General features: G+C 70.0%; 1 protein-coding gene. It reads left to right on the forward strand.

Features of this window, described 5'->3' with window-relative positions:
- Window positions 1-282: 282 nt before the first annotated feature.
- A complete protein-coding gene (locus LQV45_RS33220) occupies window positions 283-1,080 on the forward strand; it encodes an alpha/beta hydrolase (RefSeq protein WP_223914733.1) in 798 nt (265 codons plus the stop codon).
- The last annotated feature ends 221 nt before the right edge of the window (window positions 1,081-1,301 follow it).

Below are 1,301 nucleotides of genomic sequence, written 5' to 3' on the forward strand. Positions count from 1 at the left end.
ATCCAGCTTACGGCGCACCACCGGCACCGGCCCGCAGGCTGGCAACGCCGGGCACGCCCGCAGGCAAGGGCAGCGCAGCCGCGATCGGCCGGCGGACACCGGCCGCAGGCAAGGGCAGCGCAGCCGGCATGCGAGGGGTCCGGCCTGCGCTGGGCCGCTTGGTGCCCAAGGTAGGCTCAGCATATGGCTGAAATGCGGCGGCGGACTATGATCGCGGCCGCAGCGGCGGTGACTCTGGGGGCAGTCTCCGCCGCCTGTTCACCGGGCCCCAAGGAGGACGCTGTGAAGAGGCACAAGTACCAATATGGCGAGGACCCCAGCCAGTGGGGTGAGCTCTTCCTCCCGGATGTTGCCGCGCCCAAGGGCGTGGTGGTGGTGATCCATGGCGGGTACTGGCGTTCGCAGTACGGCGCAGAACTGGGGGAGCCCCTTGCCAAGGACCTCGCCGCGCACGGCATGGCGGCCTGGAACCTGGAGTACCGGCGGGCCGGCAACGGCGGAGGCTGGCCCAACACGTTCGCCGACGTCCTGGCCGGCATCGACAAGCTCGGTGAACTGGCTGACGAGCACGGGCTGGGACTGGACCGCGTGGTGGCCCTGGGCCACTCGGCAGGCGGCCACCTCGCCGTCTGGGCGGCGGGACGGCGCCGGCTCGCGGGGCTTGGTGCCCCGGACGCGGACCGCCAGCTGACGCGTCGGGGCGACGACGACGGCGCGGTGCAGCTCACCGGCGTCGTCAGCCAGTCGGGGGTACTTAACCTCGCGGCCGCCGAGCGGCTCAACCTCAGCAACGGCGCCGTCAGCAACTTCCTGGGCGGCTCATCGGAGAAATATCCCAAACGGCATAAATTTGCCGACCCCATGAGTGCGGTGCCGCTGGGCGTGCCCGTATATGCCGTTCACGGCACGGAGGACGATACCGTGCCGGTGAGCCAGTCCGAGACCTACGCCGGCGCAGCCAAGGCCGCCGGCGCGCCGGTCCAGCTGCTCAAGGTCCCGGGCGACCACTTCGCGCTCATCGATCCAAAGGCACCCGCATACCGGAAATGCCGTGAACTCGTGCAGCAGCTGCTGGTCTGAAGTCCGCCCGGCGGCCGGGATGGGGGGCCCCGGTGTCCCCGATGGCATCCCCTGGCCGGCGAAAGCGAATAGACTGGAGCGCAGGTGCGCCGGGAAGTCTGGTCGGCATAGTTCCGTCGACCCCATTTTGAGGACCCCATGAGCGCCCTGCCCCCTTCGCCGACACCCTCTTCACCAACACCGCCTCCTCCTTCGCCGCCCCGCCTCACCATTTTCGGCCG

The sequence above is a fragment of the Microbacterium sp. Bi128 genome (genome assembly GCF_918698205.1).